The sequence below is a fragment of the Ensifer sp. genome (assembly GCF_035999185.1).
In the GTDB taxonomy this organism is placed as follows: Bacteria; Pseudomonadota; Alphaproteobacteria; order Rhizobiales; family Rhizobiaceae; genus Ensifer.
Genome location: NZ_DASYHB010000180.1, coordinates 73659 through 81225 on the forward strand (window position 1 = coordinate 73659; position 7567 = coordinate 81225).

Consider the following 7567-nt stretch of genomic DNA (forward strand, 5'->3'; position numbering starts at 1 on the left):
CGGAACAAGTCTCCTACCCAAAGATTGCAAGACGGAAACACCGAATGACGGTTACGATAATGATTGTCGATGACAGCAAGCTCGCACGTATCGTCGCTGGGAAAGCCATAGGGGCCCTCCGGCCCGATTGGGTCAGGGTCGAGGCGAGCAATGCGCAAGAGGCGCTTCAGCTCGTCAGCGAGCAGCAGATTGATGTCGCGGTCCTTGATTTCAACATGCCCGGCCAGGACGGGCTAGAGCTGGCAGCTGACTTGCGGAAGTCTTACCCCAACATGCCGATTGCCATCATTACTGCCAACATACAGGATGAAGTCATTTCGCGTGCAAGGGCGGTCAACGCAACTTTTGTCAACAAGCCGCTAACTGAGGACGGCATGTCCGGTTTTCTTGAGGGGGCTGCTCTGCGCCTCAAGCAGGCGCGGAGATGACCGGAGCCACTATCAGCCTCGACGAACTCGAGCGCGATGCGCTGACAGAAGTCGTCAATATCGGCGTCAGCCGGGCTGCATCGAGCCTCCGCAAGATGGTCAAACGTCAGGTGCTCCTCTCAGTGCCGTCCGTTGAGATCGTCACTCAGGCCGCGGCCGCTTCGCTGATCGGGCAGCGCGAGAGCGAGAATCTCGTTGCGGTGAAGCAGGAGTTCGAAGGCGCATTTTCTGGCCGCGCCCTCCTGATCTTCCCCGAAACCAAGAGCCTGGAACTTGCCCGCGCCGTTATGGGCGACGAAGCCACCGACGACCAAGTCTTGGAAATCGAAAGCGAGGCACTTGCCGAAACGGGCAACGTTATCCTCAACAACTGCCTTGGCACCATGGCCAATATGCTCAAGCAGTCGCTCAAGATGTCTCTTCCGGAAATTATCCGCGGAAACGGGGAGCACCTCTTCGCACGCACGTCGGATGCCAACAAGAGTGCGCTAGTGCTGTTTCTCTACATCAATTTTTCGGTCCAAGATCGCAATATCCGGGGTTACATTGCGATGTTGATGGATCTGCCCTCGATGGCGGCTCTGAAGATACTGATCGCGGGTTTCATCGATCGTGTGACGGAAGATGTCGGCTGATGTCTGAGGTTGGAAGATCTGATCGCATCGAAGACGACGGGATTGAATTGCGCGATCGCCTTTCAGCTGAGTTCTCGCGCCTGAAATCGGACATCCGCGATGCGGAGCAGCGCCTTCATCTCACGCTCGACGCCGCTGGAGCGACCGGCACTTGGGAGTGGGACATCACAAACAAGATTTTGATTGGTGACGCGCGCTTCGCCGCGCTGACGTTGCAAGATCCCACCGAATTGGCTCGAGGCGTTTCGACGAGCAAGTTCTTCGCCAATATCGCCGCCGAGGATCAGAAGCGTGTCCGATTGGCGGTTGCTGGCATTCTCGCCGGAGCAGAGATGTTCTCGAAGGACTATCGCCTGTTGAAAGGCGACGGGACGATGCGCTGGGTCCACGCCAAGGGTAGGGCGATCCTCTCCGAGAACGACGAGCCCCTAAAGTTCGTGGGCGACCTGGTCGACATCACGGAGCAGAAGCGCATTCAGGAGCAGCTCCGCATCGCCCAGTCCGCCGGCGCGATCGGGACATTCGAGCACGCCACAGGCTTCGGCACGGTGACCGTCTCAGAACAATTCTGCCAGTTGCTCGGTCTACATCCGACCCGCATTCTGCCGGTCTCTACCGTTAATCAACTAGTCCATCAGGACGATCGTCCGATCATCGAGCCAATCCTGCCCGAGGAACCCAAGCCGGATTCGAATATTGAGTTCCGCATCACGCGCGCGGACACGGGCGAGCAGCGGTGGTTGTCTCGACGCGGTGAGTACGTGCGAGACTTATCGGCGCCGGGCTTGCGCTATATCGGCGTCGCATACGACGTGACGGCCTCGAAGCTGAACGAGGAAAGGCTGCGGCGCCTCAACGAAGGGCTTTCGGAGAGCGTCAAGGAGCGGACACGCGACCGTGACCGGATTTGGCAAAACTCACGCGACATGCTCGCGGTCACCGACACCGGAGGGCGCATTCTCGACGCCAATCCCGCTTGGACAGGCGTATTGAATATCGAGATCTCGGACCTCCTCGGCAAACGCGTTTCGGAGCTTGCCTGGCTGGATGATGCCGGGCTCGTCGCAGCGGGCTTTGCCAACGCCAATCTTGAAGGCGGCGCCGCTTTCGACAGCCGAATGGAGCACGTGGACGGGACGCCGCGATGGGTGTCGTGGACCGCGTCGCGCGAGGCCGATGCGATCTATCTCTATGGGCGGCATATCACGGTCGAGAAGGAACAGGAGACTGCCCTGCGCGAAGCCGAAGCCCAGTTGCGGCAAAGCCAAAAGATGGAGGCGGTTGGCCAACTGACAGGCGGCATCGCCCACGACTTCAACAATATGCTCACGGGCATCATGGGCGCACTGGATATCATCAAGCGAAGGCTCGCTGCGGGGAGGCTGGAGGGCGTTGATCGATTCATGGATGCTGCGACGGTCTCAGCGCAGCGGGCTGCGGGGTTAACTCACAGGTTGCTGGCATTCTCGCGCCGGCAGCCGCTCGATCGCAAGCCGACAGATGTGAGGCAACTCATCCTCGGTATGCGGGAGTTGTTCGACCGGAGTCTGGGTGAACAGCTTCGACTGCTCGTGCAGCCATCACCGGACTGCTGGGCCGCGATGACCGATGCAAACCAACTCGAAAATGCACTCCTGAATCTCGCAATCAATGCGCGTGATGCCATGCCCGGTGGGGGACAGCTTAGCATCGAGACTCACAATTTGGCGCTGGTGGAGGGCGACGTTCCGGGTCTGAATATTCAGGGCAAGCTTGATTTTGTCGCGATCAAGGTTCGCGACACCGGGGTCGGAATGTCGGCGGACGTACTAGAGAAAGTCTTCGAGCCGTTTTTTACGACAAAGCCTATTGGCCAAGGGACGGGGCTGGGATTGTCGATGGTCTACGGGTTCGCGCAGCAATCCGGAGGCGCGGTCAAAATTAGGAGCAAGCCGGGTCAGGGCACTGAGATACCTGTATCTGCCGCGTAGTCTCGAAGAGCGCGACATCGACGCTTGCGGGGCCCCCCAGGTGCCGCAGGGCGCGGGCGAGAGCGTCCTTGTCGTGGAAGATGACCCTTCCGTCCGTCTGCTCGTAGTCGAGGTGTTGCGGGATCTAGGCTACAGCGCGATCGAGGCCGTCAATGCCGATATGGCTGTTGCGAAGCTTCGCCAGAGCATCCATTTCGATCTTATGATATCGGATGTGGGGTTACCCGGCATGAACGGTCGGCAGTTGGCCGAACTGGCCCGAGATATTCTCCCCGGACTGAAGGTGCTGTTCATCACCGGTTACGCGGCCAACGCCGTCAACAAGAGAGCGTTCCTAGCCGATGGAATGGATATGATCACCAAACCCTTCGATCTGGAAAAATTGGCGCGCAAGATACAGGAAATGCTGGCGATCGCGAATTAGCGCTTCCGCCGAATATTTCCTTATCGCTTGGGGGCCGTAAGCCCGCTGTGTTGGCAGCCAAAGCGTGTGATCGCCAGCTCCCCCGTACTGCACTGAGGATTGCCGTCCTCATGCAAATGCTAGCGCGGGAACCTCGCCGTCAACAGCTGGCACAGCCAAGCTGCTGGAAATATTTCCCTTCGCGGCATCCCCAGCGATCAGGGTGTTCAGCCAAGCTAGCAATCGTAGCATTATCACCGTCAACCCACCGCGTAGTGGACGATGAGCCATGCGATGCCTGCCAGCAGCAGACTGCCCACAAGAACAGCAAGAACGGGCATGCCCAGGAAGCCTTGACGACCTTCTGCGGGCGTTTCGACTGCCGGGCTTGCATCGGTGTGAGTATCGGCGTGCATCGGGCTAATAGAGCCGCCTCCCGAGCCTTCCTGCTGCCGGGCAGCTCGCGCTTCAGCCCCGCGAACGTCTGCGACTTGCGAACTGCTCATGTTCGAATCCAATCCAAGGTTAAATGTCTTACGTGTCCATGAAGAGAGACGATTCGGCCGGTTCAATGTTCCTCACCCATCCACGAGCGAACTCACAAGTGAGCGAAGTGCGATGAGGTCAGCCATCTCGCGGCCGGCATCTCTGGCAACCTCGCCAAGTCAATCCCAGGCTTGAAAATGCTTGCTGTGCTTCCACTGCATAGGTTTTGCGATCCTCAGACCGAGCCTCCGAGGCTCTGCACCGGCCACTCAGTGTTTAATTTCAATGGGGGAACAGCACAGGCCGGTGCCCGTTGTGCTGACATTAACGCCCTCTCGACTGCCCAAGCAGGTAGAGAATTCAAAGGACGCAGCCATGGAAAACGGCTTCAAGATAATGTCTCAGCACGCCGACGAAGGACGGAGCGAGCTTAAGCAGGACAGCCAGAACAGCGTCTCAGCGCAGTTGAAGACCTATGGCGTCGATACCGACCAAAGGACCGAAACTGCTCCCGACCGCGCGAGCGAGCTGCAGCAACTCCTGATCGATGAAATCCGCGCACGCCCTATGAGAGCCCTCGGATGGGCTGCAGCAGCAGGCGCGGCGTTCGGCTTTTGGGCGGCCCGGTAGGTCCTGTGGGCGCCCTAGCAGCAGTTCTAATCTCTCGCGGTGTCGCATTTCTCAAGCGACAGGTCGTTGTCTACGGCCTCCTGGCGGCAAGTGGACTGCTGGCCATGTTTACCGCCGGATACGCGCTGAACGCCGGTCATACCGTCTTGGCATTGCGATACGGGGCGATAACGGCGAGCTTGCTCATTGCGGCAGCATTGCTGATCGGCGCGCTCGCCAGCGGCACCGCCGCGATCGTCATTTCAAGGCGGTCAACAAATGCGCAAACTCCGATCTCAAAACACTCCTCGCCCTTCAGCACATTTCCAGTTCGCCCGCCCTATTCGAAGGATGTGATCATCGCGTTAGCGTCGGGGCTGCTGGGGGCACTTTCTACAGCCAGCGTGCTGATCATGTTTCCGGAGCTTCGGAATTTGCTCCGCGGGGAGGGCTTCGCACAATCAGAACCACAAGGCGCCGTGCCCAACGGCCGCAAACGTAGGTGAGAGCGCAATCCCACTCGTCTGGAAGGAGAGCTTCCGTATGGTCAGCGGCCGGACCCTGACGGATTTTATCCAGGGTTGAATGTTAAACGCCTCGCAAAGTTGTCCCCCGATTGGACTGCGCCCCTTGAGGCGGATAGCGCGACGGTGAGAAATTGACCGTGAAGCCGGGCCAATCTGGGGTAGGTGCGTTGCATCGTGCAATCCGGCGGCCGATAACCCATTGGGATCATTTGCAAGTCTCACTTCCAAATCGAACCCACCCTGCCTACAGACTGAGTCGCAGTAGTTCGCGCTTCGTGGCAGCGCAGGCTCCCAAAAACGGGTCAGTCAAACGAAGGATGGTGACTGCCTCGGCCTATGCTACCAATTCGGCGGGGATCTGCTCAGACCATTCCGGTCAATGCCCACCGACAAGTGGGACAAGCCAATCTGAACCGTGCCTTCGCGGCAAGCACGGATGACGACGTAGGTCTCAAACCACGCTGCAGGGAGACCTTCATGGCTCAAGGTACAGTGAAATGGTTCAACGCCACAAAAGGGTTCGGGTTCATTCAGCCCGATGATGGCGGCCAGGACGTCTTCGTCCACATCAGCGCGGTCGAGCGCGCCGGCTTCCGTGACCTCAAGGAGGGGCAGAAGCTCTCCTACGAGATCGTCGCCGATCGCCGCTCCGGTAAATCGTCGGCCGACAACCTGAAGCTCGACTGATGCAGGTCCTCGTTCGCGATAGCAACGTCGACCAGGCGCTTCGCGTTCTCAAACGGAAGATGCAAAAGGAAGGCGTCGTCCGCGAATGCGCCAGCGCGAGAGCTACGAGAAGCTCAGCATAAGCGCACCCGGGAGAAGGCGGAGGCGATCCGTCGCGCCAAGAATGCCTATTGCCGCCTGCAAAAGCCGCGTGTTCCGATAACCCCGCGGCCATCACCGCCGACACCCTGAAAGAGAAAGGTCCCGGCGTTGCCGGGGCCTCAACCAACCGGCTTAAGCGCTGCCGCGTTGGAAATCTTGCCAGATGCGTTTTTCCGACGCTGCTGACCCAAGCCTATTTTCTTGGCGAGGTTCGACCGAGCCTCAGCATACGCTGGAGCAACCATCGGGTAGTCAGCCGGCAGGCTCCACTTCTGGCGATACTGTTCCGGCGTCATCCCATACGCAGTTCGCAGGTGCCGCTTCAGCGACTTGAACTTCTTCCCGTCATCGAGGCATACCAGATATTCAGCAGTGATCGACTTCCTGATTGATATGGCGGGGACTGGCTTCTCCTCGACAGGAGCGGCCGCAGGCTCACCAAGGTTGACGATCGCGGCGTGCGTTGTTGCGATCAGTGCGGGCAGTTCAGCCGCCGGGACACTGTTTTTTGAAACGTAGGCTGACACGATCTCGGCAACGAGGCCGATCATCTCGTCATTGACTACTGTCATTTTGTCTCCTGCTTTTCAAAGCCGCTGCAATTTCGCGATGCGGAACCCACTCACGAAATAGACGCGCAGGCTGCCCTGAACCTTTCCGCTGAATGGACAGCATCAGGATGCCTTGTCCAGAATTCAGAGTGTGGCACCTCGGTCAACCATCCCCGAGGTCTTCACTCGTTGAATGAGGCAAACCCCTATGTCCGGATGGTAGAAACCGCATTACATCGCTGCAAATCGTAATGCGCGATCGCGTCGGTAATATCAGCCAACTCCCACGCACCTTCCGCGTCTGTCGCAAGGGCCATCGACCGCTCGCTGAATGGCATTCCTCCGGTCGTCCTCAGCCGCGATAATTTATCCAGCCGACATATCCGCTTCACAAGACGGCGGTCGGAACGCCGAAACGGGTCAGGATAACAACGGGTCGTTCGAAGTGATTAGTAGGTGCTGCCAAGCCATATACTCCTGAAAGGAACATGGGTTCGGGCCGCTTCTCATGTGCGGCTGGTGTTGGATCGGCAGTGTCGTTCGTCAACGGGCCCTTGCTAATGGTCACGTTGACGGGGAACGACTTCGGCGAAAGCGAGTTAAATCTAGCCGTCCTGTTTCAATTCAAGCGTCGAGACGCAGTGAATGTCGATCTCCCAACTCAAAGCTCGTGCTGTTTGCGCCACGGGCAATCTGCCAGAGATGTTAGCCTTGGCGGACTCGGTCGCCCACAGCTCAGCTGCATCCGGCGAGCAAATTGCCTTGTCCAAAGCCACGATCCGCTCGATCAGGGCAGAGTTGAGCCACCCTTCCAAGACGAAGCGCGAAGTCGCGCTGATCCGTTATGCGAAGCTCGTTTCAAACCTGTAATCTCTGAACGGGAGATTGGCTGTGTTTCGGCGTGCAAGCTTGACCCCGTGAGGCAGGGGATCGGCGTCCAACTTTGGGTCTGACGCAATTTCGCTGACGGTCGGGATTATTGCGCGCCTATGAGGCGCGCTTGGAGAAGGTCGATCTTTCCACGGCCGTACATCTGGCGTTTGACAAGCTTGAGACGGGTGATCTGCCCTTCGGTTTGGCCGTTTGACCAAGTCGAGAGGATTGCCGCTCGCACGGCGACTTCGTCGCGT

10 protein-coding genes and 1 pseudogene are annotated in these 7567 nt (G+C 58.5%); 9 read left to right on the plus strand and 2 right to left on the minus strand.

Features of this window, described 5'->3' with window-relative positions:
• Window positions 1–44 precede the first annotated feature (44 nt).
• The 4 genes from VGO04_RS24675 to VGO04_RS24690 are packed head-to-tail and all read left to right on the plus strand — an operon-like array spanning window position 45 to window position 3457.
• On the plus strand, window positions 45–428 hold the full coding sequence (locus VGO04_RS24675) for a response regulator transcription factor (RefSeq protein ID WP_327498598.1): 384 nt from the start codon (window positions 45–47) through the stop codon (window positions 426–428).
• The gene (locus tag VGO04_RS24680) at window positions 425–1063 is read left to right on the plus strand and encodes a chemotaxis protein CheX (RefSeq protein WP_327498599.1); all 639 of its coding nucleotides are present in this window, start codon (window positions 425–427) and stop codon (window positions 1061–1063) included. Before VGO04_RS24675 ends, VGO04_RS24680 begins: the two co-directional genes overlap by 4 nt.
• On the plus strand, window positions 1063–3033 hold the full coding sequence (locus tag VGO04_RS24685) for a PAS domain-containing sensor histidine kinase (protein ID WP_327498600.1): 1971 nt from the start codon (window positions 1063–1065) through the stop codon (window positions 3031–3033). Before VGO04_RS24680 ends, VGO04_RS24685 begins: the two co-directional genes overlap by 1 nt.
• A gap of 40 nt (window positions 3034–3073) precedes the next feature.
• Window positions 3074–3457, plus strand: coding sequence for a response regulator (locus tag VGO04_RS24690; protein WP_327498601.1), 384 nt, complete (start codon window positions 3074–3076; stop codon window positions 3455–3457).
• 239 nt (window positions 3458–3696) lie between these two features.
• Here VGO04_RS24690 and VGO04_RS24695 read toward each other — a convergent pair whose 3' ends face one another.
• Window positions 3697–3942 (minus strand): hypothetical protein, encoded by a 246-nt coding sequence (locus VGO04_RS24695; RefSeq protein ID WP_327498602.1) that lies wholly within the window; start codon window positions 3940–3942, stop codon window positions 3697–3699.
• A gap of 355 nt (window positions 3943–4297) precedes the next feature.
• On the opposite strand from VGO04_RS24695, the gene VGO04_RS24700 reads away from it, so the two are divergent.
• The 4 genes and pseudogenes from VGO04_RS24700 to rpsU all read left to right on the plus strand — a co-directional run bounded on the left by VGO04_RS24700 (window position 4298) and on the right by rpsU (window position 5976).
• Window positions 4298–4552: a hypothetical protein gene (locus tag VGO04_RS24700; RefSeq protein WP_327498603.1), complete on the plus strand. Its 255-nt coding sequence runs from the start codon at window positions 4298–4300 to the stop codon at window positions 4550–4552.
• 104 nt (window positions 4553–4656) lie between these two features.
• A complete protein-coding gene (locus tag VGO04_RS24705; protein ID WP_327498604.1) occupies window positions 4657–5037 on the plus strand; it encodes a hypothetical protein in 381 nt (126 codons plus the stop codon).
• A gap of 498 nt (window positions 5038–5535) precedes the next feature.
• Entirely contained in the window at window positions 5536–5745 is a 210-nt protein-coding gene (locus VGO04_RS24710; RefSeq protein WP_327498605.1) for a cold-shock protein, read from the plus strand.
• Window positions 5745–5976 (plus strand): annotated as a pseudogene (gene rpsU, locus VGO04_RS24715) (30S ribosomal protein S21). Before VGO04_RS24710 ends, rpsU begins: the two are co-directional and overlap by 1 nt.
• 29 nt (window positions 5977–6005) lie before the next feature.
• Here the strand turns inward: rpsU and VGO04_RS24720 are convergent.
• Complete coding sequence (locus tag VGO04_RS24720) at window positions 6006–6458, minus strand: MucR family transcriptional regulator (RefSeq protein ID WP_327498606.1); 453 nt, start codon at window positions 6456–6458, stop codon at window positions 6006–6008.
• Between the two features lie 624 nt (window positions 6459–7082).
• Here VGO04_RS24720 and VGO04_RS24725 point away from each other — a divergent pair.
• Entirely contained in the window at window positions 7083–7307 is a 225-nt protein-coding gene (locus VGO04_RS24725) for a hypothetical protein (protein WP_327498607.1), read from the plus strand.
• Window positions 7308–7567 lie beyond the last annotated feature (260 nt).